This window comes from Luteimonas sp. TWI596 (assembly GCF_039674105.1).
Lineage (GTDB): Bacteria > Pseudomonadota > Gammaproteobacteria > Xanthomonadales > Xanthomonadaceae > Luteimonas.
On sequence record NZ_JBDJMU010000001.1, the window covers coordinates 126,723 to 148,029 of the forward strand.

At 71.0% G+C, this 21,307-nt stretch carries 18 protein-coding genes; 13 read left to right on the forward strand and 5 right to left on the reverse strand.

Features of this window, described 5'->3' with window-relative positions; all coding sequences use genetic code 11:
- Position 1 precedes the first annotated feature (1 nt).
- Genes mutY through ftsY form a run of 3 tightly spaced genes read right to left on the reverse strand, consistent with a single transcriptional unit; the run spans position 2 to position 3,692 of the window.
- Positions 2–1,075 carry an A/G-specific adenine glycosylase gene (gene mutY, locus ABE487_RS00590; protein WP_346450877.1) on the reverse strand — a complete coding sequence of 358 codons (1,074 nt, stop codon included), beginning with the start codon at positions 1,073–1,075 and terminating at the stop codon, positions 2–4.
- Positions 1,072–2,355 (reverse strand): hypothetical protein, encoded by a 1,284-nt coding sequence (locus ABE487_RS00595; RefSeq protein ID WP_346450879.1) that lies wholly within the window; start codon positions 2,353–2,355, stop codon positions 1,072–1,074. Before ABE487_RS00595 ends, mutY begins: the two co-directional genes overlap by 4 nt.
- The gene (gene ftsY, locus ABE487_RS00600) at positions 2,352–3,692 is read right to left on the reverse strand and encodes a signal recognition particle-docking protein FtsY (protein WP_346443838.1); all 1,341 of its coding nucleotides are present in this window, start codon (positions 3,690–3,692) and stop codon (positions 2,352–2,354) included. The genes ABE487_RS00595 and ftsY overlap by 4 nt, the downstream gene beginning before the upstream one ends.
- An 81-nt stretch (positions 3,693–3,773) precedes the next feature.
- Here ftsY and rsmD point away from each other — a divergent pair, with 81 nt between their 5' ends.
- The 6 genes from rsmD (at position 3,774) to ABE487_RS00630 (ending at position 8,163) form a co-directional block, all read left to right on the forward strand.
- Positions 3,774–4,334, forward strand: a complete 561-nt coding sequence (rsmD, locus tag ABE487_RS00605) for a 16S rRNA (guanine(966)-N(2))-methyltransferase RsmD (protein WP_346443815.1) — start codon at positions 3,774–3,776, stop codon at positions 4,332–4,334.
- A 73-nt stretch (positions 4,335–4,407) separates the two neighbouring features.
- A complete protein-coding gene (gene coaD / locus ABE487_RS00610) occupies positions 4,408–4,902 on the forward strand; it encodes a pantetheine-phosphate adenylyltransferase (protein WP_346443814.1) in 495 nt (164 codons plus the stop codon).
- A gap of 40 nt (positions 4,903–4,942) precedes the next feature.
- Positions 4,943–5,500, forward strand: a complete 558-nt coding sequence (locus tag ABE487_RS00615) for a hypothetical protein (RefSeq protein ID WP_346447775.1) — start codon at positions 4,943–4,945, stop codon at positions 5,498–5,500.
- A gap of 169 nt (positions 5,501–5,669) precedes the next feature.
- Positions 5,670–5,924 (forward strand): YfhL family 4Fe-4S dicluster ferredoxin, encoded by a 255-nt coding sequence (locus ABE487_RS00620; protein ID WP_183425916.1) that lies wholly within the window; start codon positions 5,670–5,672, stop codon positions 5,922–5,924.
- Complete coding sequence (ggt, locus tag ABE487_RS00625) at positions 5,921–7,762, forward strand: gamma-glutamyltransferase (RefSeq protein ID WP_346452854.1); 1,842 nt, start codon at positions 5,921–5,923, stop codon at positions 7,760–7,762. The genes ABE487_RS00620 and ggt overlap by 4 nt, the downstream gene beginning before the upstream one ends.
- On the forward strand, positions 7,759–8,163 hold the full coding sequence (locus tag ABE487_RS00630) for an MAPEG family protein (protein ID WP_346443810.1): 405 nt from the start codon (positions 7,759–7,761) through the stop codon (positions 8,161–8,163). Before ggt ends, ABE487_RS00630 begins: the two co-directional genes overlap by 4 nt.
- 53 nt (positions 8,164–8,216) lie before the next feature.
- Here ABE487_RS00630 and ABE487_RS00635 read toward each other — a convergent pair whose 3' ends face one another.
- Positions 8,217–9,014, reverse strand: coding sequence for a helix-turn-helix transcriptional regulator (locus ABE487_RS00635; RefSeq protein WP_346443808.1), 798 nt, complete (start codon positions 9,012–9,014; stop codon positions 8,217–8,219).
- 99 nt (positions 9,015–9,113) lie between these two features.
- Between ABE487_RS00635 and ABE487_RS00640 the strand changes: the two genes are divergently transcribed.
- The 4 genes from ABE487_RS00640 (at position 9,114) to xylA (ending at position 14,191) form a co-directional block, all read left to right on the forward strand.
- Positions 9,114–10,604, forward strand: a complete 1,491-nt coding sequence (locus ABE487_RS00640; protein ID WP_346450883.1) for an MFS transporter — start codon at positions 9,114–9,116, stop codon at positions 10,602–10,604.
- A gap of 144 nt (positions 10,605–10,748) precedes the next feature.
- Complete coding sequence (locus ABE487_RS00645; protein ID WP_346450885.1) at positions 10,749–11,117, forward strand: STAS/SEC14 domain-containing protein; 369 nt, start codon at positions 10,749–10,751, stop codon at positions 11,115–11,117.
- A gap of 183 nt (positions 11,118–11,300) precedes the next feature.
- Entirely contained in the window at positions 11,301–12,806 is a 1,506-nt protein-coding gene (xylB, locus tag ABE487_RS00650) for a xylulokinase (RefSeq protein ID WP_346450887.1), read from the forward strand.
- A 50-nt stretch (positions 12,807–12,856) separates the two neighbouring features.
- Entirely contained in the window at positions 12,857–14,191 is a 1,335-nt protein-coding gene (xylA, locus tag ABE487_RS00655) for a xylose isomerase (RefSeq protein WP_346450889.1), read from the forward strand.
- Between the two features lie 80 nt (positions 14,192–14,271).
- On the opposite strand, the gene ABE487_RS00660 is transcribed toward xylA, so the two are convergent.
- Positions 14,272–15,333 carry a LacI family DNA-binding transcriptional regulator gene (locus tag ABE487_RS00660; protein WP_346443800.1) on the reverse strand — a complete coding sequence of 354 codons (1,062 nt, stop codon included), beginning with the start codon at positions 15,331–15,333 and terminating at the stop codon, positions 14,272–14,274.
- A gap of 98 nt (positions 15,334–15,431) precedes the next feature.
- Between ABE487_RS00660 and ABE487_RS00665 the strand changes: the two genes are divergently transcribed.
- The 3 genes from ABE487_RS00665 (at position 15,432) to manD (ending at position 21,292) form a co-directional block, all read left to right on the forward strand.
- Positions 15,432–17,636 (forward strand): alpha-glucuronidase family glycosyl hydrolase, encoded by a 2,205-nt coding sequence (locus ABE487_RS00665; protein WP_346450891.1) that lies wholly within the window; start codon positions 15,432–15,434, stop codon positions 17,634–17,636.
- Between the two features lie 356 nt (positions 17,637–17,992).
- A complete protein-coding gene (locus ABE487_RS00670; RefSeq protein ID WP_346451000.1) occupies positions 17,993–19,927 on the forward strand; it encodes a sialate O-acetylesterase in 1,935 nt (644 codons plus the stop codon).
- 111 nt (positions 19,928–20,038) lie between these two features.
- The gene (gene manD / locus ABE487_RS00675; RefSeq protein WP_346443799.1) at positions 20,039–21,292 is read left to right on the forward strand and encodes a D-mannonate dehydratase ManD; all 1,254 of its coding nucleotides are present in this window, start codon (positions 20,039–20,041) and stop codon (positions 21,290–21,292) included.
- The last annotated feature ends 15 nt before the right edge of the window (positions 21,293–21,307 follow it).

A 21,307-nucleotide genomic window follows, 5' to 3' on the forward strand; every position in this document is an offset into this window, starting at 1 on the left:
GTCAGTCCTCCAGCGCAACGCGCGGCGACAGCAGCAGCGTGCGGATCGGTGCGGGAATGCCGAGCGTCGCGAGTTCGTCGCGGGCCACCCAGCGCAGGTCGTCATTGTCGCGCACGGCGCGGCGCGGGGCGAGGCCGGCCCAGTGCAGCGGATGCAGTTGCAACCGGTAATGGGTGAAGCCGTGCTGCACGGTCTGCAGCCTGCGCGGCGCGTCGCGGTCGCCGGCGTCGATCACGTCCGGCGCATGCGCATCCAGCCAGGCCAGTGCGGCGTCGGCATCCTCGCCCTGCGGCAACGACCACAGCGCGGCCCACACCCCGGTCGGCGGCCGGCGGTGCAGCAGCACGCGGCCATCGCGGTCCTCGAGCAGCAGCACGGTCGCTTCGCGCTCAGGCAGTGTCTTGGTCGGCTTGGGTGTGGGCAGTTCCTCGACCCGGCCCTGGGCGAACGCCACGCAGTCGTCGTTGACCGGGCACAGCAGACAGGCCGGCGAATGGCGCGTGCACAGGGTGGCGCCGAAATCCATCTGCGCCTGGGTGTAATCGGCCATTCGCGCCTGCGGCAGCAGTGTGTCGGCGATCGCCCACAGCGTCTTCTCGACCTTGGGCAGGCCGGGCCAGCCGGAAACGCTATGGTGACGCGCGAGCACGCGCTTGACGTTGCCGTCGAGAATCGCGAAGCGGTCGCCCCAGGCCTGCGACAGGATTGCCGCCGCAGTGCTGCGGCCGATGCCGGGCAGTGCGAGCAGCGCGTCGAAGTCGCGCGGCAGCTCGCCGTCGTGCCGTTCGACGCAGGTCTGGGCGGCGGCCTGCAGGTTGCGCGCGCGGGCGTAGTAGCCCAGCCCCGACCACAGCGCGAGGACATCGTCGCGCGGGGCGGCGGCCAGCGCGCGCACGTCGGGCAGTGCGGCGACGAACCGCTCGAAGTACGGAATCACCACCCGCACCTGGGTCTGCTGCAGCATGATCTCCGACAGCCACACCCGGTACGGCGTGCGCGGATGCTGCCAGGGCAGGTCGTGGCGGCCGTGGACGTCGAACCAGGCCAGCAGGCGGGCGGCGTAGGACGTCGTCATCGCGCGTCGCCGTCGTCGACGTCGATTTCGACGCCCTCAAGCGTCGCACCGGGCACCTCGAGGCGATCGATCCGCAGTTGCCCGCGCAGCGGCGGCAGCGGCGTGCCGCTGTCGAGCGCATCGAGCCAGCGCAGCACCTCGGGCACCCTTGCGCTGCCGTCGAAACGCGCGCCGGCATGGGCCACGCGCAGCGACAGCGGCGCGCCCAGCGTCGCAGGTCCGGTATAGCGGATCGAGAACGGCAGCGGGCCGTCGGCCTGCGACAACGGGGCCGGCAACGCGGGCCAGCCCGCCGGCCAATGCGCGATGCGGCCGTCGAGTGCGATCTCCAGCACGTCGTCGTGTGCGATGCGGCCACCGGCGGAGAAAGTCGGAACGACGCCGTCGGCGCGGGTCGCCAGCCCGATCGGCGCCAGGACCAGGCGTCCGTCCGCCAACGCCATCCGACCTTGCAGGCCGAACGCGAACGGCAGGTCGGTGCCTTCGGCACGCCAGCGCGCGTCCATCGCCACGCGCAGCGGCGCCAGTGTCAGGCCGGGCGCATCGGGCTCGACGCGTGTTGCGTCGAGCGCGAGCCGGGTGTCGAGCCGCCCGTCGCCGCCGTCGACCGACAGCGTGCCGCGCGCCTCGATGCGGGAGAAGTCGAGCGGGCGGTCGGTGCGCAGCCGCAGGCGGAACGGGATACGCAACGCATCGACGATCGCGGTGCCCGCAACCTGACCGGCCAATGCGCGCTCGGCGTGCAGCGACGGGACATCGAGGGTCAGCCCCTCGATACGCCAGCCCTCGGCGTCGAGCCTGCCGTCGCGCACGTGCAGGCCGTCGGTGAACGGGGGCAGGGCACCGTCGCCCGGCGGCCGCGTGTCGAGCCAGTGCAGCAGCATCGGCAGTTGCAGCTGTGGCCCGTCGAGTTCGACGCGCGCGATCTCCAGATCGGCGCCGCGGCTGCGGATGGTCTTCCACGGCAGCGCCAGCAGCACGCGTCGGGCCTGCAGCATCGGCGCCTGGGTGCCGGGGACGCGCACGGTCACGTCGTGGACCACCAGTTGCGGGGTGCCGCGCAGGCGGTAATCGACGGCGCCGTCGAAACGGATCGACAGGCCCAGCGCGGGCTCCAGCCGTGCGAGCGCCAGACGCAATGCGCGCTCGGGCGGCAGCAGCAGCCAGATCGCGGCAATGCCCGCCGCGAGCAGAACCGCGATGCCCATCAGCCATTTCAGCCCGCGCCGACGGCGGCGCGGCGGCACCGGCGCGGCCGGCGCCTGCCCCGAGGCGCTCACGTCCCGAGCGTCTCCGGCAGCATCGCGTCGACGAAGGCCTGGGCATCGAACACGCGCAGGTCCTCGGGGCGTTCGCCGATGCCGGCGAAGCGGATCGGGATGCCGAACTCGCGTGCCAGCGCGAACAGCACGCCGCCCTTGGCGGTACCGTCGAGCTTGGTCACGACCAGGCCGGTGACCTGGACCGCGGCATTGAACTGCCGCAACTGCGACAGCGCGTTCTGGCCGGTGGTGCCGTCGATGACCATCAGCACCTCATGCGGCGCGGCGGCATCGATCTTGCCGAGCACGCGGCGGATCTTGCCCAGCTCGCCCATCAGGCCTTGTTGGGTGTGCAGGCGGCCGGCGGTGTCGGCGATGAGGACATCGATGCCGCGCGACTTGGCGGCCTGCAGCGCATCGAACGCGACCGCGGCCGGGTCGGCGTCCTGGCCCTGGGCGACCACGGCGACGTTGTTGCGCTCGCCCCAGGCCTTGAGCTGGGCGACCGCGGCGGCGCGGAAGGTGTCGCCGGCGGCCAGCATCAGGCCGTGTCCCTCGTCCTTGAAGCGCTTGGCGAGCTTGCCGATGGTCGTGGTCTTGCCCACGCCGTTGACGCCGACGGTAAGGATCACGAACGGCTTGGCGGCCCGGTCGATCGTCAGCGGCGTGGCGACCGGGGTCAGCATTGCGACCAGATCGGCGCGCAGCGCCTGCAGCAGCGCATTGGCGTCGGCGAACGCGCGCGCCTTCATGCGCTTGCGCAGGGATTCGACCAGCTCGGTGCTCGCCGCCACGCCGACATCGGCGGTCAGCAGCGCGGTCTCGATCTCGTCGAGCAGGTCGTCGTCGAGCTTGGGGTTGCGCGAGAACAGGCCGCCGAAACTGCGGGCGAAGGTGCTGCCGCTCAGCCGCTCGCGCCAGCCCGACTTGCCGGCCGCGGCGGCGGGCTTGGTCGCGAACACGACCTCGGCCATCGCCGCGGCCGGGTCGTAGATCGCAGGGCGCGGCGGCGGCGGTGGCGGCGTCACCGGCTCGGAAGTCGGCGCGAGCGCATCGGCGGCAGCGGGCGAGGCGGTCGGCGCGATCGGCGTCGCGGCCGGCGTCGAGGTCGCGGCAATCGAGGTGTCAGGTGCAGGCGTCGGTGCGGCAGGCGTGGCCGGGATGGGCGCCGACGGAGCCGCAGGCACTGCCACGGGCGCTGCCGCCGGCGCGGGCGCGACATCCGTGGAGGGCGTCGGGGCTTCAACCGGTGGCGTGGCCGTCGGCGCGCCGAACGCAGCGGCGATCTCCTCGTCGGTGAGGCGGCGCCGGCCGCCCTCGGATTGGGGTTTGTCGCGCTTGAACCAGCTGACCATGCGGCCGTCGGAGCCTGGATGGGGGAGAATGGCGCGCATGGTATCACCCGCATTTTCCACGCCCCGTGCAGCGGGGCGCCGATGAAACCGTCCTCCGGCAGGGTCCGCATCGTCGGCGGTCGCTGGCGCGGCACGCGGCTGGACGTGCCCGACGCGCCCGGTCTGCGTCCGACCGGCGACCGCGTGCGCGAGACCCTGTTCAACTGGCTGCAGCCGGCATTGCCGGGCGCGCGCGTGGTCGATGCGTTCGCCGGCACCGGTGCGCTCGGGCTGGAGGCGGTCTCGCGCGGGGCGCGCTCGGCGCTGTTGATCGAGCGCGACCCGGCCTTGGCCACCGCGTTGTCGGCGATCGCCGCCCGGTTGCCCGGCGGCGACGCGGTCGAGGTCCGTCGGGGCGACGCGTTGCCGCTGCTTGCGGCGCTGCCGGTGGCCGGATTCGATATCGCCTTCGTCGATCCGCCGTTCGCCGCCGACCTGTGGGCGCCGGCGCTGGCTGCGCTCGATGCCGCGCTCGCGCCTCAGGCCTGGCTGTATGTCGAGTCGCCGGTGGCACGGCCGGCGCAGCCGCCCGCCGGCTGGCGCCTGCATCGGGAACTGGCGACCCGCGAGGCGCATTGCGCGCTCTGGCGCCGCGACGGCTGAACCGCGCTCGGCGCTGCTACACTTTGCGCCCGCGCCACGCCGCACCCCTGCCTCCCGACAGCGAACGTCAGCCATGAGTGCGAGTCGCAAACGCATCGCGGTGTATCCGGGCACCTTCGACCCGATCACCAACGGCCATGTCGACCTGGTCGACCGGGCGGCGCCGTTGTTCGAACGCCTGATCGTGGGCGTGGCCGAAAGCCCGGCCAAGCGCCCGGCGATGTCGCTCGACGAGCGCGTGTCGCTGGCGCGCGAGGCGCTGGCCCACCACGACAATATCGAAGTGCTCGGCTTCGACTCGCTGCTTGCGCATTTCGTCGCGCAGGTCGAGGCCGGCGTGCTGCTGCGCGGCTTGCGCGCGGTGTCGGACTTCGAGTACGAGTTCCAGCTGGCGAGCATGAACCGGCACCTCATTCCCGAGGTCGAGACGCTGTTCCTTACGCCGGCCGAGCAGTACGGCTTCATCTCCTCCACGCTGGTGCGCGAGATCTCGCGCCTCGGCGGCGACGTGTCGGGGTTCGTGCCCGCCGCGGTCGATCGCGCACTGCGCAACCACTCGCAACGCTGACGTTGCCCATCCAAACGCAAGAGAAACAAGAGGGAATGCCATGAAGTCCATCACCCGCGCGCTGCTGATCGCCTGCCTGGTCCTGCCAGTCATGGCCTGTGGCAAGAAGGAAGAACCCCAGCAGGCGCAGGCCGCGCCGGCCGCGGCCCCGACCACCGAGGACAAGGCGGCGTGGAATGCCTACCTCAACGAGGTCGCCAGCCGCCACATGGAAGGCATCAACAACTCGCCCTACGTCTACCTGGTGCCGCCGCCGCCGGCCAACATGACCGAGGCGCCGCCCGCCGACGCCCAGGCCCCGGCCGACGGCGAGGCCTCGGACCTGTCCACCCCGGTCGACGGCAACTACGAGCGCCTGCTCGACAAGGCCAAGCTGGACGTGGCCCGCGGCATCGTGCGCGGCAACCTGCTGATCTACGCCGGGCTGAACTCGGCGCGCACCGCCGACCTGACCGTCGCCTCGTTCGAGGAAGTCGAGCCGGGCACGATGAAGGGCGTGCGCGTGCTGTTCATCGGCGAGGAAGCCGACAACGCCCGCGTCAAGGCCGCCGTCGAGCCGGCTGGCGTTGAGTACGTGTTCGTCGACACCGCCAAGTAAGCATCGGGGCGCCGGCCCGGCCGGCGTTCCCGCGCCACACGACGCCGTCGTTGCCTTCCCGGCACGGCGGCGTCGCTGCTTCCGGGCCTGGCGAACACGCCACGCCCGTTGGGCGACCCGGTTCCAGCGATGGAACGCTGCGCGCCGCCGCACTCATTACAATGTGCGGATGTCCCTGAAGATCAATGCGCTCTGCGTCAACTGCGACGTCTGCGAGCCGGCGTGTCCGAACCAGGCGATTTCGCAGGGCGAAGAGATCTACGTGATCGATCCGGCGCGCTGCACCGAGTGCGTCGGACATTTCGACGAGCCGCAGTGCGTGGTCGTGTGCCCGGTGGAGTGCATCGATCCCGACCCCGACCTTCCCGAAACCCAGGCCGAGTTGCTGGCCAAGCTCGCGCGCCTGCAGCAGGAGTCGTCATGAGCCGTTTCCGTGTCTCCGCTGCCGGCCTGCCGGTGCTGCTGCTCTCGCTGCTGCTGTTGGCCGTCGCGCCGTCGTGCGCGCGCGACGTCCGCCCGCAGTCCGCACCGGTCGCGGCGCAGTCGCAGGCGACCCCGCCGGGCAACGCGGTCGCTTCGGCGCATGCGCTGGCCACCGAGGCCGGCCTGCAGGTGATGCGCGAAGGCGGTAACGCGTTCGACGCCGCGATCGCGACCTCGGCCGTGCTGTCGGTCGTCGAGCCGATCTCCTCGGGCCTGGGCGGCGGTGGTTTCTTCCTGCTGCACGATGCCGCCTCCGGGCGCGACGTGTTCATCGACGCGCGCGAGACCGCGCCGGCCAGCGCCCACCCCGATCGCTATCGGACCGCGGATGGCCAGTTCGACCGCGATCGTGCCGAGAACGGCCCCTGGTCGGCCGGCATTCCCGGCCTGCCGGCCGCGTTCGTGCACATCGCCGAGCGCTACGGCCGGCTGCCGTTGGCGCAGTCGCTGGCCCCGGCGAGCCGGATCGCCGAGGCCGGCTTCCCGGTCTATGCCCGGTTCGCGCGCGGCTACCAGTCGCGGCGCCAGGTCATGGAGCGGTACCCGGGCACGCGCGCGGTATTCCTGGCCGGCGGCCGAGCGCCGCAGGAGGGCGATCTGTTCCGCCAGCCGGAGCTGGCGCAGACGCTGCGGCTGCTCGCCGAGCGCGGGTTCGACGGCTTCTATCGCGGGCCGACCGGCGAGAAGCTGGTCGCCGGCGTGAACGCTGAGGGCGGGCAGTGGACTGCCGAGGACCTCGCCGGCTACCGCGTCGTCGAGCGGGCGCCGATCCGTTTCCGCTACCACGACTGGACGGTCACGACTGCACCGCCGCCATCGTCGGGCGGCATCGCGATGGCGCAGATGCTGCAGATCCTCGAGCCCTACGACCTGCCGGCGCTCGACGATGCCGCGCGTACGCATCTGGTCGTCGAGTCGATGCGCCGCGCGTTCCGCGACCGCACGTTCTACCTGGGCGATCCGGATTTTGTGAAGATCCCCGAGCGCACGCTGCGCAGCCGCGACTACGCCGCCGGGCTGCGTGCGACGATCAACCCGGCCAAGGCCACGCCCAGCGACCTGCTCTCGGGCGATCCCACGCCGCTGGAGGACGAGGAGACCACGCACTTCTCGATCGTCGATGCCGCCGGCAACCGCGCCGCGGTCACCCAGACGGTGAATCTGCTGTTCGGCAGCGGCCTGGTCGCGCCCGGCACCGGGGTGCTGCTCAACAACGAGATGGATGACTTCGCGCTGCAGCCCGGCGTACCCAACGCGTTCGGGGTCATGGGCTTCGATGCCAATGCGCCGCGGCCGGGCAAGCGTCCGCTGAGCTCGATGACGCCGACCTTCCTCGAATCGCCCGACCGCGTCGCGGTGCTGGGCACGCCCGGCGGCAGCCGGATCATCACGATGGTGCTGCTGGGTGTACTCGGCTACGACGCCGGACTCGACGCCCAGGCCGTCGCGGCGCTGCCGCGCTATCACCACCAGTGGATGCCCGACACAATCTCGGCCGAGTCCGATACATTCTCCGCCGACACCGCGGCGCGGCTGCGCGCGATGGGCCACACCGTCGACCTGCCAGGCGATCGCGCCGCCGGAGGACGGGGTTCGAGCCACGTCTGGGGTAACCTGCAGACCGTGCTGTGGAACCGCGTCAACGGCACGCTGACCGGCGGCAGCGACCCGCGCAATCCGGTGGGCGCGGCGAAGGTCGAGCCGGCGGCGAACGGCGGCAGGGCGCGTACGGACCTCACACGAGCCAAGGAAGCGAACACGATGGAGCACGCACGATGACCCCGCGCATCTCGCTATTGATCGCATCGCTGCATGTCGTGCTGTACGTCGTGCTGTCGGTGCGGGTGGCGCTGCACCGCGGCAGTGCCAAGGTCGGCATCGGCACCGGCGGCGACCCGGTCCTGGCGCGCAAGATCCGCGTGCAGGCCAACTTCGGCGAATACGTGCCGTTGGCGCTGTTGATGCTGGCGCTGCTCGAACTCGCCGCGTTCGACACCCGGCTGCTGTGGACCCTGGGCCTGGCGCTGTTGCTGGCGCGCGTGCTGCACGCCGTCGGGCTCGGTGGCTCGGCCGGCTATTCGATCGGCCGCTTCGGTGGCGCGATGCTGACCTTCGCGCTGCTGCTGACGATGGCCGGGCTCGGCATCTGGCGCTTCATCGCGGTCGCGACGCTGGCCTGACGAGCACGGCCGCGGGGCCGCGCGGCCTTGACGACGACGGATGGCGGCCGTGATCAGCCGGCCGCCGGGTCGCGTCGCGCATGGATCACCAGGCGCAGGTGACGTTCCTCGTCGATCGTCAGCATCGTGTGCTCGAAGACGGCCGGCGCGCCGTCCACGCACAGCCGGCGCTCCCCGTTGCAGGGTGCGCCGGCATCGTGGTGCGCCCACCAGGCCGCGAACGCCGGCGATGCCCGGCGCAGGGACTCGACCAGGGCCTGGGCGTCGGCATCCTGCGCGCCGCGGGCATGGTCGCGGCGAAAGCTCGAGAGCATGGCGCGGGCCTGGATGTCCCAGTCGACGATGCGCGTGCGCATGCGCTCATCGGTGAACAGCAACCAGAGCAGGTTGCGGCGTTCGGGCGGATGCGTACCGAAGCCGAACAGCGCATCGGCCGGCGCATTGAACGCCAGCACGTCCCAGCGCAGGTTGAGCACATGCGCCGCGTGCGGGGCGAGATCGTCCATCAAGCGCCGGACCAGCGGCGGAACCTGGCAGAACGTGCGCCCGGGTTCGGCCGGCGGCCGCGCGTGCGCGAGCAGGTAGAGGTGGCGACGCTCGGCGGCATCGAGCCGCAGCACCCGTGCCAGGTTGTCGAGGAACGTCGACGAAACACCGATGTCGCGTCCTTGTTCGAGCCACGTGTACCAGCTCAGGCCCACACCCGCGAGCGCGGCAACCTCTTCGCGGCGTAGGCCCGGTGTGCGCCGACGGCCGCCGTTCTGCAGGCCGACATCGGTCGGCGACAGGCGCGCGCGGCAGGTCCGCAGGAAGCTCGACAGTTCGGGGCGGGCGCGTTGCAGGCGACTCATCGATCGGGCACCGGTTGCTTCCAGTAACACCATAAACCGACAAATTGTAACCGGATTGCGGCGGCGCCAGACTCCGGTTCCCTTGTTCGGACCCTCGTCATGCCCGATTGCCGCGCCGCTGCGTCACCGCCCGTTCCCAATGCCGCCGATGTGGCCGTCACGGCCCGCCCGCCCTGGCTGGGCTTGGCCGTGCTGCTGCTCGCAGGCTTTGTGACGATCTTCGATCTGTTCGTGGTCAATGTCGCGATCCCGTCGATGCAGGCCACGCTGGACGCGAGCCTGGCGCAGGTGGGATTGGTGGTCGCCGGGTACGAGCTCGCGTTTGGCGTGTTGCTGATCGCAGGCGGCCGGCTCGGCGACCGCCATGGCCGTCGCCGACTGTTCGTGGTCGGCATGGCGGGGTTCGCGCTGGCCTCGGCGTTGTGCGGACTTGCGCCCGATGCCAGCGTCCTGATTGCCGCGCGGGTGCTGCAGGGGCTGGCGGCGGCGTTGCTGTTCCCGCAGGTCTACGCCTCGATCCGCGTGCATTTCCAGGGGGCCGCCGCCCGCCGTGCGTTCGGTCTGCTCGGTATGACCCTGGGTCTGGCCGCGATCGCCGGCCAGGTGTTGGGCGGCTGGCTGGTGCATGCCGACATCGCCGGGCTGGGCTGGCGCACGATCTTCCTGATCAATGTCCCGATCGGCGTGCTGGCGATCGCGATGGCGCGCCTGGTGCCCGAATCGCGCGCGCCCGAGCGCCCGACCCTCGATTGGGGCGGCGTGGCCCTGGTCGGTGCCGGGCTGGGGTTGTTGCTGGTGCCGTTGCTCGAAGGGCCCGCGCACGGTTGGCCGGCCTGGATGCGGATCGCGCTGGTGGCCGGTGCCGTCCTGCTTGCCGTGTTCGCGCGACAGCAGGTCCGGCGCCGTCTGCGCGGTCAGGACCCGTTGGTGGACATGCGCTTGCTGTGCGATCGGCAGTTCGCCATCGGTGGCCTGCTGGTGCTGCTGGTCTACTCGACCTCGAGTTCGTTCTTCCTGTGCTTTGCGTTGCTCGTGCAGTCGGGCTTCGGACTCGACCCGTTGGCGGCCGGGCTGTTGTTCGCGCCGTGCAGCGTCGGCTTCGTGTTGGCGTCGCTGTCGGCGCCGGGGCTGGTGGCCCGCTTCGGCCCGGGGGCGCTCGCGGTCGCGGCGGTGGTCTATGCCGTCTCGCTCGCCTGGCTCGTCGGCCAGGTGTACAGCGCCGGCGGGGCGCTGTCGCCTGCGCACCTAGTGCCGACGCTGGTCGTCGTCGGCGCTGCGCAGGGGCTGATCATGACGCCGCTGCTCAATCTCGTACTCGGCACCGTCGATGCGGCGCGCGCGGGCATGGCCTCGGGCGTGGTCTCGACGTTGCAGCAGGTCGGCGCGGCCTTCGGCGTGGCGATCGTCGGCATGGTGTTCGGCGCGGCGCTGTCGGGCGCTGTCGGCGACGACCTGCGTGCGCGTTACGCCGATGCCTTCGTCGCCGGCATGGCCTGCAACGTCGCGGCGGCGTGTGTCGCGGCGCTGCTGCTGCGCCTTCTGGCGCGCAGCAGCGGGCAGGGCGGCGGGACGCTGCCATCGAGGGCTTGATGGGCGATGTCGCGGCGCTGCCGTCGCGACGGTCGGTCGCGCGGCAGGTCGTGCGTGCGTCGCCGAGTCGACGCATGCGTCATTCGCTCGCTATTGACGCGCGGCGGTCTAGCTTCGCATTCGACCGATAGAGGCGAGGCCGGCATGTTCACTGTGATCCGTGTGGCGCCGGATCGGATCGACGTCGAGATCGACGGCCGGTTCGACCGGGAGACGATGGCGGGACTGATCGATGCGTTCGTCGAGGGCGCGGACGGCATCGAGGGCGGCGCGCTGCTCTATCGCGTGCGCAACGTCGACCTGCCGTCTTTCGGTGCGGTCGCAGTCGAGTTTTCGCGGTTGCCGGCGTTGCTGCGCGCGGTGCGGCGTTTCGACCGCATCGCGGTGATCGCCGAATCGCAGTGGATCCGCCGCCTGTCGGAACTGGAAGGGCTGCTGTTGCCGGGCGTCGAGGTCCGCGGCTTCACGCCGGAATGTGCCGGCGACGGCCAGGCGTGGTTGCGGGCGCGCTGAGTGGACGCCACGCAACGCACGTCGATGGCGCACCGCAGCAAGCATGTTCGGCGACAAATGGCTACAGTGCCTGCACCGCCGATTGACGCCGAGCGCGCCCATGCCGCTGCCTGCTCCAAGCCGTGCCGTTTTTTTTAGCCCGAAGAATGGTAGCGCTAACTTTTTCTTGTCGAGGGTGCGCGCATGAGCCTCGTCGCCGGTCTCGATCTGGGCACGCAGAGTGTCAAGCTCGTGGTCTACGACCCGGCATCGCGGCAGGTGCTGGCGCTGCAGGGCCGGGCGCTGGAACTGATCGCGGGCGATGACGGCAGCCGGGAGCAGCATCCATCGGACTGGCTCGATGCGATCCGTGGCTGCTTTGCCGCAGTCGACCCGACGCTGCGTGCGCGTATCGCCGCGCTCGGCGTTTCGGGCCAGCAGCACGGCTTCGTGCCGCTCGATGCCGAAGGGCAGGTGCTGGCACCGGCCAAGCTGTGGTGCGATACCAGCACCAGCGCACAATGCGCACCGATCATGGACGCGGTCGGCGGCGTGGCGGCCTGCATCGCGCAGGCCGGCAACCCGATCCTGGCCGGCTATACCGCCTCCAAGCTGCCGTGGACGAAAGCCCATCGACCGGAGGCCTACGCGAAGCTGGCGGCGATCGCGCTGCCGCACGACTACGTCAACGTCTGGCTCACCGGCGCGCGCTGGATGGAGCACGGCGATGCGTCGGGCACCGGCTGGGTGGATGTCCGCACGCGGGACTGGTCGCCGGCGCTGTTGGCCGCCACCGACCCCGAGCGCGACCTGTCGGCCTGCCTGCCGCCGCTGGTCGAGGCCGATGCGCTGTTCCCGGTCCGGTCCGAGATCGCCGCCGAACTCGGGCTGTCGCCGCAACTGCGGGTGTCGGCCGGTGGCGGCGACAACATGATGGCGGCGATCGGCACCGGCTGCGTGGTACCGGGCCGGCTGGCCATGAGCCTGGGCACCTCGGGGACGTTGTTCGCCTACAGCGATACGCCGGTGGTATCGGACTCGGGCGCCTGGGCCGCATTCTGCGACTCGACCGGCGGCTGGCTGCCGCTGATCTGCACGATGAACTGCACGGTGGCGACCGAGCAGGTCGCACGCATGTTCGGCTTTTCGACCCGCGAGGGCGATGCGCATATCGACGCGACCGCACCGGGCGCCGGCGGGCTGACCTTGCTGCCGTTCCTCAACGGCGAGCGCACGCCCGACCTGCCGCTGGGGCGCGGCGTGCTGACCGGCCTGTCCGCGCACAACATGGACGCCGCGCATCTGTACCGCGCGGCGATGGAAGGCGCGACCTACAGCCTGAAGTACGGCTTCGACGCGTTCGTGTCGGCCGGCATGGCGTTCGATCGCATCGTGCTGACCGGCGGCGGCGCCAACAGCGCGGCCTGGCGGCAACTGGTCGCCGATGTGTTCGCGCTGCCGGTGGATGTGCCGGTGCAGGGCGAGGGCGCGGCGTTCGGTGCGGCGCTGCAGGCGCTGTGGGCGCTTGGCCGCGCGCAGGGCGATGCCACATCGATGGAAGCGCTGGCGGCCGCGCATGTCGCGACCGATCCCGCGCGCGCATGCACGCCCGAGCCGAGCCGCGCGCCGGCCTACCGCGCCGCCTACCGACGCTTCACCGACCACCTCGACGCGGTGCGGCCGCTGTACGCCGCGCCGCCGGCCGCGTAGGCGCACAGCGCCTGCCGATCCGTCCACTCCACGCCAACACGGGACCGCATATGACCACGACCCCCTTCATCGGCAGCCGGGAATACTTCCCCGGCATCGGCCAGATCCCCTTCGAGGGCAAGGCCTCCGACAATCCGCTGGCCTTCAAGGTCTACGACGCCGGCAAGACAATCGGCGGCAAGACGATGGCCGAGCACCTGCGCTTTGCGGTGTGCTACTGGCACACGTTCTGCAATGCCGGCGCCGATCCCTTCGGTCCGGGCACGCGGCGCTTCCCGTGGGACGGCGGTGCGCCCCTGGCGGCGGCCGAGGCCAAGCTCGATGCCGCGTTCGAGTTCTTCACCAAGCTCGGCGTGCCGTACTGGTGCTTCCACGACGTCGACCTGGCGCCCGACGCCGACGACATCGGCGCGTACGAGAAGAATCTCAAGCACATGGTCGCGCTGGCCAAGGAACGTCAGGCCGCGACCGGCATGAAGTTGCTGTGGGGCACGGCGAATCTGTTCTCGCATCCGCGCTACATGAACGGCGCTTCGACCAACCCGGACTTCGCGGTGGTCGCGCGGGCGGCGGTGCAGGTCAAGGCGGCGCTGGAGGCGACCGTGGAACTGGGCGGCGAGCACTACGTGTTCTGGGGCGGCCGCGAAGGCTACGCCAGCCTGCACAACACCGATATGCAGCGCGAGCTGGCGCACTTCGCGCGGTTCCTGACGATGGCGCGCGACTACGGACGCAGCATCGGGCTCAAGGGCAACTTCCTGATCGAGCCCAAGCCGATGGAGCCGATGAAGCACCAGTACGACTTCGACAGCGCGACCTGCGCGGGCTTTTTGAAGGCGCACGGACTGGACAAGGATTTCAAGCTCAACATCGAGGCCAACCACGCAACGCTGTCCGGGCACACCTTCGAGCACGACCTGCAGGTCGCCTCCGACCACGGGCTGCTTGGCAGCATCGACGCGAATCGCGGCAATGCGCAGAACGGTTGGGATACCGACCAGTTCCCGACCGACCTGTACGACACGGTCGGCGCGATGCTGGTGGTGCTGCGCCAGGGTGGCCTGGAAGGCGGCCTGAACTTCGATGCCAAGCCGCGCCGCGAATCGACCGACATGGAAGACCTGTTCATTGCGCACATCGGCGGCATGGATGCGTTTGCGCGCGGCCTTGAAGTGGCGCATGCGCTGCTGCACGAGTCGCCGTGGGAGCAATGGCGCCGCGACCGCTATGCCAGCTTCGATGGCGGCGATGGCCAGGCGTTCGAGCAGGGCCGGCTGTCGCTGAGCGACCTGCATGCGATCGCCGCCAAGGCGGGTGAGCCGCAGCAGCGCAGCGGTCGCCAGGAGGCGTACGAGAACCTGCTCAACCAGTACCTGCTGCGCTGAGCCCGATGCACCGTCTGCCCGCCATCGCGAGCGTTGTCACCGGCGCGCCCCTCGGGCGCGCCGCAAGCGGGCAGGGTGCGCTACTTCTTCTTGGGCGGGGCGGCGACCGAATCGCGTGCGACCAGCCGGTGCGGCACCACGCGATCGGTGAGCACGCGGGTGCTGGCATCGTTGCGACGGATTCCGCGCAGCAACATGTCGATCGCCGCGTCGGCCATCGAGGCAATGGGCTGGTGGATGGTCGTGAGCTCGGGCCACACGGTGGTCGCGGCCGAGGTGTCGTCGAAGCCGACGACCGACAGATCGCGCGGTACGTCGAGCCCGCGGCGATGGGCGACCGAGATCGCCGCGGCGGCCATGTCGTCGTTGCTGGCGAAGATCGCACTCGGCGGCTTGCGATGGGCCAGCAGCTTCTCGGCCGCCTTCAGCCCCGAGCGGTAGGTGTAGTCGCCCTGCTGCACCAGCGTCGGGTCGAACGCGATCCCGGCATCCTCGAGCGCGGCCTGGAAGCCCTGGAAGCGCCGGGTGCTCGCGCTCAGATCGGCGCGGCCCTTGATGAAGCCGATCCGGGTGTGGCCGCGTTCGATCATGTGCTCGGCCAGTTCCTTGCCCGCACGGAAGTCGTCGATGCGCACGCAGGAAATATCGTCGCTGAAGCGCCCGGAGGCGATCGCGACGACCGGAATGCCCGCGCGTACGAACTCGGTCACCGCCGCGCGCGATTCGCACAGCGGCGGCGGCAGGATCACGGCATCGACGCGCTTGCCCAGGGCGCGCGCGGCCTTGCGCTCGGCCTCGGCATCGAGGTCGTCCCAGTAATCGACCACCAGTTGGATCGGGGTGCGCGAGGCGACGCGCAGCAAGCCGACCAGCAGTTCGCGCAGGTACGCGCCGCTGGGGTTGGTGTAGATCAGCGCGATGCGGGTGTGCTGCGCGGCGGCAAGCGAGCTGGCCGCCAGATTGGGGGTGTAGTTGAGCTCGCGCACCGCGCGCATCACCCGCTCTCGGGTGGTATCGCGCACCTTGCCCTGGCCGTTGATGACCCGCGAGATCGTCATCGGCGACACACCGGCCAGTGCGGCGACCTCATCGATGGTGACGCCGCGGGTCTTGCGGCGGACCGATTTCTTCGGCTTGTCCAAAAGCGTTCCTTCGTCCGGACGGCGGTGTGCAGGCCCCGTCCGCAAGGCTAAGGGAACTGGAGTGAAGCCGTCCAAGGGGAGGTGATGGGATGTTGGGGATGTTACCGCTAACTATCTGGTTCCGCGACTGGATCCGGCCGGCGTGGCCGGCGGCGGTGCTGGCGCTGGTCGCGCTGGTCGGCCCGGTGCCGGCGCAGGCCGAGGACGGGTATGCGCTGTGGCTGCGCTACGCCGAGGCAGGGGCCGGGCGCGGACCCGAGGCGCCGCGGGTCTCGCAGCTGACGACCCCCGATGCGACGCCGACCCAGCGCGCGACCCGTGATGAACTGCTGCGAGGCCTACGGGGGCTGCAGGGGCGGGCGCCTACCCTGGCCGGCCGCATCGACCGCACCGGCGCGTTGCTGGTGGGAACGCCGCAGTCGCTGCCAGCGATCGCCCGGTTGGCGCTGGACCTGGGCGACCTCGGCCAGGCGGGCTACCTGATCCGTTCGACGCGCGTGGACGGGCATCCGGCGACCGTCGTCGCCGCCAACACCGACGTCGGCGCGCTCTATGGCGCATTCGCGTTCCTGCGGCTGCTGCAGACCGGCCAGCCGATCGCCAACCTCGACCTGCGCGAGGCGCCACGGATCGAGCGCCGGGTGCTCAACCACTGGGACGACCTCGACCGCCACGTCGAGCGCGGCTACGCCGGCCAGTCGATCTGGGACTGGCACCGGCTGCCCGGTTGGCGCGACCCGCGCTACACCGACTACGCCCGCGCCAACGCCTCGATCGGCATCAATGGCACCGTGCTCAACAACGTCAACGCCAACGCCGACGTGCTGACGCCGATGTACCTGGAGAAGGTCGCCGCGCTGGCGGACATCTTCCGGCCCTGGGGCATTCGCGTGTACCTGTCCGCGCGCTTCAGCGCGCCGATCGAGATCGGGGGGCTGCAGACCGCCGATCCGCTTGACCCCGCGGTCCAGCGCTGGTGGCAGGCCAAGGCCGAGGAGATCTATGCGGCGATCCCGGACTTCGGCGGCTTTCTGGTCAAGGCCAACTCCGAGGGCCAGCCCGGCCCGCAGGACTACGGCCGCTCGCATGCCGACGGCGCCAACCTGCTGGCCGATGCGCTGGCGCCGTACGGCGGCATCGTGATGTGGCGGGCGTTCGTTTACTCCCACGACGAACCCGACGACCGCCACAAACAGGCCTACACCGAGTTCGTGCCGCATGACGGCGCGTTCCGCGACAACGTGATCGTGCAGGTCAAGAACGGCGCGATCGATTTCCAGCCGCGCGAACCGTTCCATCCGCTGTTCGGCGCGATGCCGAAGACCCCGCTGATGATGGAGTTCCAGATCACCAAGGAGTACCTCGGCTTCTCGACGCACCTGGCCTACCTCGGGCCGCTGTACGAGGAGGTGCTGCGCGCCGATACGCAGGTGCGGGGGGAGGGCGCGACCGTCGCGCGGGTGATCGACGGCTCGCTGGACCGTGATGTGCCTGGCAGAAGCGCGCTGACCGGCATCGCCGGTGTGGCCAACATCGGCACCGACCGTAACTGGAGCGGCTCGCACTTCGACCAGGCCAACTGGTACGCCTACGGGCGGCTGGCCTGGAACCCGGAGCATTCGTCGCGCGACATCGCCGAGGAATGGACCCGCATGACGTTCGGCAACGACCCGGCGGTGGTCGCGCCGATCGTCGGCATGATGATGGGCTCGCGCGAGGCCGTGGTCGACTACACCGGTGCGCTCGGCCTGCACCACCTGATGGGCCGCGGCCACCATTACGGCCCCGGCCCGTGGGTCGAGGGCGGCCCGCGCGCGGACTGGACCTCGGTCTACTACCACCGCGCCACCCGCTCGGGCATCGGCTTCGACCGCAGCCGCCGCGGCAGCGATGCAGTCTCGCAGTACGCCCCGCCGGTCGCGGACGTGTTCGACGATCCCGACCGCGTGCCCGAGTCGCTGTTGCTGTGGTTCCACCATGTCCCCTGGGACCGCCCGATGGCATCGGGGCGTCCGTTGTGGGACGAACTGGTGCACCACTACGACCGTGGCGTCGCGACGGTACGCAGCATGCGTGAGACCTGGGCAGGCCTGGACGGGCGCATCGATGCCGAGCGGCATGCGCAGGTCGCCGCGTTCCTCGCGATCCAGGCGCAGGAAGCGCAATGGTGGCGCGATGCCAGCATCGCGTACTTCCAGTCGATCTCCGGCCGTCCGCTTCCCGACGGCATCGCCCCGCCGACGCACCCGCTGGCGGACTACCAGTCGCTCGAATTTCCGCACGCACCGGGAGACACCCGATGAACGGCCGCCCCCACCCAACCCTCCCCCGCATGCGGGGGAGGGCAGTCGAGCATGTCGCGCAGCACCGGGAGAGGGCAGTCGAGCATGTCGCGCAGCATCACGGGAGGGCCGTCGCGCCTTCCGCACAGGACTGGGGGCGTGCGGTCGCGCAGTCCGCACCGGGCTGCGCACGGGCCGTCGCGCCTTCCGCACAGAACGGCGTGCGTGCGCTCGCGCAGTCCGCACAGGATCGCGGGCGTGCACTGGAGCTGCATCCAGGCGCGTCGACGCCAGCCTTCGCGCACCTCCCCCGTGTGCGGGGGAGGTCGGCGCCACCGGCGCCGCGTGGGGGCAGAGGCCTTGCCCGCCCCCATGTCCTGCTCGCGCTGCTGCTCGCGCTCGCACCGCTCGCCCACGCCGACACGGGCGAGGCTGCATTGCTGCATCCGCTGATCCAGGACCACGCGGTTCTCCAGCGCGATCGCCCCTTGCGTCTGCAAGGCGAGGCGCCGGCCGGCACCGTGGTCCACCTGGCGCTTGCCGACCGCCGCGCGCAGGCACGCGCCGACGCGAGCGGTCGTTGGCAGGCCGAACTGCCAGCCCTGCCGGCCGGCGGCCCGCACACCCTGACCGTGCGCGCCGGCGAGACCACCCGGACCGTCCGCGACCTGCTGGTCGGCGATGTGTGGCTGTGTTCGGGCCAGTCGAACATGGAACTGCAGGTCTGGCGCTCGCTCGATGCCCGCGCCGAGATCGCCAGTGCCGACGTGCCCGAAATTCGCCTGTTGACCGTACCGCAGGTGAGCAGCCCGGTGCCGTTGGCGCGCTTCCCCGAGCCCACCGCCTGGCAACCGGTCACGCCGGAGAGCGTGCGCGACTTTTCGGCCGCCTGTTACTACTTCGCCCGCGAACTGCGCAAGACCGTGGACGTGCCGATGGGGCTGATCGAAGCCGCATGGGGCGGTTCGCGCGTCCAGGCCTGGACCAGCGGCGAGGCCTTGCGCGCGGGCGGCCATCCGGACGAAGACCTCGACGTGCTCGCGCTCTACCACGACGACCCGATGCAGGCTGCCGCGCGCTGGGGCGAGCGCTGGGCCGCGTGGTGGTTGCAGGCGCCGGGCGTGTCCGCCGACGACCGGCCCTGGACCGAGACCGTGTCCGGCGACTGGCGCGAAGCCCCGCACGCGCTCGGCGCGTGGGAGCGATGGGGCGTGCCCGAACTGGCGACGTTCGACGGCATGGTCTGGTACCGGACGTCGGTGCGTCTGACCGCCGCGCAGGCGGCGCAGGACGCCACGCTGCTGCTCGGCCCCGCCGACGAGATGGACCTGACCTGGGTCAACGGCACCGCGGTGGGCAGCAGCTACGGCGCCGGTACCCCGCGCGAGTACCCGCTGCCGCATGGCCTGCTGCGCGCGGGCGAGAACACGATCGTCGTCAACGTGCTCGACACCTACCGCGAGGGCGGACTGGCCAGGCCGGCGTCCGCGCACCGGCTGCGGCTGGCCGACGGCGCGGTCGTGCCGCTCGACCCCGGCTGGCGTTACCGCATCGTGCCGCCGGAAACCGGCGCACCGCCGCGTGCGCCCTGGCAGTCCGCGGCGGGCCTGTCGACGCTGTACAACGGGATGATCGCGCCACTGGGCGGTCCTGCGGTGCGGGGCGTGGTCTGGTACCAGGGCGAAGCGAACACAGGCGAGGCCGGCGCCTACGCAGACCAGCTGCGCGGCCTGCGCGACGACTGGCGCATGCGCTTCGGCGATCCAATCTTGCCGTTCCTGGTGGTGCAGTTGCCCAACTACGGCGCGCCGACCCAGGCGCCAGGCGAGAGCGGTTGGGCGACGCTGCGCGAAGCGCAACGCCGGGTCGCCGCCGAGCCGCATGCGGCGCTCGCGGTGACCATCGACCTGGGCGAGGCCGACGACATCCACCCGGCCAACAAGCAGGCGATCGGCCGCCGGCTCGCGCGCGCTGCACGCCACGCGGTCTACGGCGAGACGCTGGCGCCGAGCGGCCCGGTGCCGCGCAGCGCCCGGCGCGAGGCCGGCACGGTCGTGGTGACGTTCGACGCGGTCGATGGTGGCCTGGTCGCCTACGGCGCGCCGGGGCCGGTCGGCTTCGAACTGTGCGGTGCGGGCGCCGGCAGCTGCCGCTGGGCGCAGGCCACGCTCGATGGCGACCGCGTGCACCTGCAGGCGCCGGGCGTTCCTGCGCCGGTCCGCGTGCGCTATGCCTGGGCCGACAACCCGCTGGTCAATCTGTTCGACCGCGCTGGCCAGCCGCCGGGGCCGTTCGAGATCGAGATCCGTTGACATCCAGAGCCTTCCCCCGCGTGCGGGGGAAGGTGCCGAAGGCGGATGGGGGCCACCCAGGCGCGGGAGATGCCCTCATCCGCCACCACCATCGCATCCAGAGTCGTCCACATGTCCGTCCACACCGAACCCAGCCACCACAGCAGCCGCCACGATCGCGAGATCGTCGAGGCGCGCGTCATCGTCACCTGTCCCGGCCGCAACTTCGTCACGCTCAAGATCGTCACCCGCTCAGGCATCTACGGCCTGGGCGATGCCACGCTCAACGGCCGCGAGCTTGCGGTCGCCGCCTACCTGCAGGACCACGTCGTGCCGAACCTGATCGGCCGCGACGCGGGCCGCATCGAGGACCTGTGGCAGTTCCTGTACCGCGGTGCGTATTGGCGGCGCGGGCCGGTAACGATGACCGCGATCGCCGCGGTCGACGTCGCGCTGTGGGACATCCTGGGCAAGATGGCCGGCATGCCGCTGTACCAGTTGCTTGGCGGCCGCTCGCGCGAAGGCGCGCTGGTCTACGCGCACGCCAACGGCCGCGACATCGCCGAGGCCAGCGACGAGGTCGGCATGTATCTCGAGCGCGGGTTCCTGGCCGTGCGCGCCCAGTGCGGCGTGCCGGGCGTCAAGAAGGCGTACGGCATCTCCACGGCCGGCAAACCCTACGAGCCGGCCGAAAGCGAGCTGCCGGCCGAGACCGTCTGGAACACACCGCGCTACCTGGAAACGGCACCGAGGCTGTTCGAACAACTGCGCGCCGACCACGGCAATACGGTCGAGCTGCTGCACGACGTGCATCACCGGCTCTCGCCCATCGAAGCGGCGCGCCTGGCCCGCGATGTCGAGCCCTATCGGCTGTTCTGGCTCGAGGACGCGACCCCGGCCGAGCACCAGGCCGCGTTCGAACTGATCCGCCAGCATTCGGTCACCCCGCTCGCGGTGGGCGAGGTGTTCAATTCGATCTGGGACTGCAAGCACCTGATCGAGCGGCAGCTGATCGACTACATCCGCACCACGATCGTCCACGGCGGCGGCATCACCCACATCCGCCGGCTCGCCGATTTCGCCGGCCTGCACCAGGTGCGCACCGGCTTCCACGGCGCGACCGACCTGTCGCCGGTCACGATGGGCGCAGCGCTGCATTTCGATACCTGGGTGCCGAACTTCGGCATTCAGGAATACATGTTCCATGGCGAGGAGATCCTGGCAGTGTTCCCACACGATTACGCATTCCGCGCCGGCCGGCTGCACGTGGGCGACACGCCCGGGCACGGCGTCGACATCGACGAGGCGCTGGCCGCGAAGTACCCATACACGCCCAAGCAACTGCCGGTCGCGCGCCTGGAAGACGGCGGGATGTGGGACTGGTGATGGGCGCGCCGACAA

Excerpts from the sequence above, each read along its gene's own strand:
- ABE487_RS00620 (WP_183425916.1), top strand. The coding sequence starts at position 5,670 with ATGTCCCTGAAGATCAATGCGCTCTGCGTCAACTGCGACGTCTGCGAG.
- mutY (WP_346450877.1), bottom strand. The coding sequence starts at position 1,075 with ATGACGACGTCCTACGCCGCCCGCCTGCTGGCCTGGTTCGACGTCCAC.
- ABE487_RS00630 (WP_346443810.1), top strand. The coding sequence starts at position 7,759 with ATGACCCCGCGCATCTCGCTATTGATCGCATCGCTGCATGTCGTGCTG.
- ABE487_RS00635 (WP_346443808.1), bottom strand. The coding sequence starts at position 9,014 with ATGAGTCGCCTGCAACGCGCCCGCCCCGAACTGTCGAGCTTCCTGCGG.
- coaD (WP_346443814.1), top strand. The coding sequence starts at position 4,408 with ATGAGTGCGAGTCGCAAACGCATCGCGGTGTATCCGGGCACCTTCGAC.
- ABE487_RS00615 (WP_346447775.1), top strand. The coding sequence starts at position 4,943 with ATGAAGTCCATCACCCGCGCGCTGCTGATCGCCTGCCTGGTCCTGCCA.
- rsmD (WP_346443815.1), top strand. The coding sequence starts at position 3,774 with ATGAAACCGTCCTCCGGCAGGGTCCGCATCGTCGGCGGTCGCTGGCGC.
- ABE487_RS00645 (WP_346450885.1), top strand. The coding sequence starts at position 10,749 with ATGTTCACTGTGATCCGTGTGGCGCCGGATCGGATCGACGTCGAGATC.
- xylA (WP_346450889.1), top strand. The coding sequence starts at position 12,857 with ATGACCACGACCCCCTTCATCGGCAGCCGGGAATACTTCCCCGGCATC.
- ggt (WP_346452854.1), top strand. The coding sequence starts at position 5,921 with ATGAGCCGTTTCCGTGTCTCCGCTGCCGGCCTGCCGGTGCTGCTGCTC.
- ABE487_RS00640 (WP_346450883.1), top strand. The coding sequence starts at position 9,114 with ATGCCCGATTGCCGCGCCGCTGCGTCACCGCCCGTTCCCAATGCCGCC.
- manD (WP_346443799.1), top strand. The coding sequence starts at position 20,039 with ATGTCCGTCCACACCGAACCCAGCCACCACAGCAGCCGCCACGATCGC.
- ftsY (WP_346443838.1), bottom strand. The coding sequence starts at position 3,692 with ATGGTCAGCTGGTTCAAGCGCGACAAACCCCAATCCGAGGGCGGCCGG.
- xylB (WP_346450887.1), top strand. The coding sequence starts at position 11,301 with ATGAGCCTCGTCGCCGGTCTCGATCTGGGCACGCAGAGTGTCAAGCTC.
- ABE487_RS00665 (WP_346450891.1), top strand. The coding sequence starts at position 15,432 with ATGTTACCGCTAACTATCTGGTTCCGCGACTGGATCCGGCCGGCGTGG.